Raw genomic sequence first — 1,198 nt, 5'->3', positions numbered from 1 at the left:
ATGGGAACAAGTTATCGTTGCCATCCGTCTGACCGTAACCGTTACCATAACCTAAGCGACCACGGAACAAGAGCGTGAACTCATGCTTCTTAGTCAAAGGCACGTACTGACGCACATCGTACTGCATTTTGAAGTATTGAACGTCAGAGCCAGGTACGGTCATCTTGTAGAATGCACGTTGGTGGTTACCCGCTGTCGGGAAATAACCTCGGTTCAGGTTGTTACGAGTCCAAGAGATGTTGAAATCAAAGTCGTTGGTGTTTAACGCACCGCTTGAGTCGATATTGTCTGCTTGAGCTTGCAAGAATTGCTCTACCTGCAAGTAAGGTGACAAGTTACCGATCTTGTTGTGGGTATAACCAACGCCGAATTCAAAACGGTTCAGTTCGTCAAATGGGAAACCCCATGTCAAACTTGCACCATAACTTTGGTTGGTATAGTCAACGATACCCGCTTCCGATGCTTCAAATTCATCGTAGAAAATCTTACCGCCCAAGCTTACACCATCAAGGTTCCAGTATGGGTCGCGGTAGTCTAAGCTCACGTTCTTTTGATAGTCGTTCATCATCGCGTTGATACCAACGCGGTTACCGCTACCTAAGAAGTTGTCTTGTTGCAGACCAACTTGGAAGCTGACGCCTGATTCGGTACCGTAGCCAACACCAAAGTTAACGCTGCCTGAGTTCGCTTCTTTAACCGAGTAAACCAGATCAACTTGATCATCACTACCCGGTACACGAACCGTTTGTACTTCTACGTTTTCAAAATAGCCAAGACGGTTAAGACGTGTCTTACCAGTTTCAATCGACTTGGAGTTTAGCCAGCTGCCTTCCATTTGGCGCATTTCACGACGCAACACTTCATCTTTCGTTGAGTTATTACCAGTAAAACGAATGTCGCGAACGTAAATTCGATTACCTGGATCAACATTCACAACCAAGGAGACTTGTTTGTTTTCATCGTCAAATTCAGGGATGGTGTTTACTTGAGGGTAAGCGTAGCCAGATTCACCAAGCACACGCTTGATGCCTTCTTCCATTGAAGTCACAAGAGAACCGTTGTACGTTTCATTGTCTTCGAATGGAACGAGTCGTTCGAAGGTCGCTTCTTCACCAATCAGGTCACCGCGGAATTTTACATCTTTGACGGTGTACACTTCGCCCTCTTCCAAGCCAAGAGTAATGTATACCCCTTTCTT

At 45.7% G+C, this 1,198-nt stretch carries 1 protein-coding gene; it reads right to left on the bottom strand.

The features are described 5' to 3' along the window. A partial coding sequence (gene bamA / locus R7E47_RS24805; protein WP_318085416.1) for an outer membrane protein assembly factor BamA occupies nucleotides 1–1,198 on the bottom strand: 1,198 nt, incomplete at both ends.

The organism is Vibrio sp. Vb1026, assembly GCF_033338745.1.
GTDB lineage: Bacteria > Pseudomonadota > Gammaproteobacteria > Enterobacterales > Vibrionaceae > Vibrio > Vibrio alginolyticus.
The sequence above is the reverse complement of the archived record's forward strand: the minus strand, read 5'-3'. Positions and strand labels throughout refer to the sequence as shown.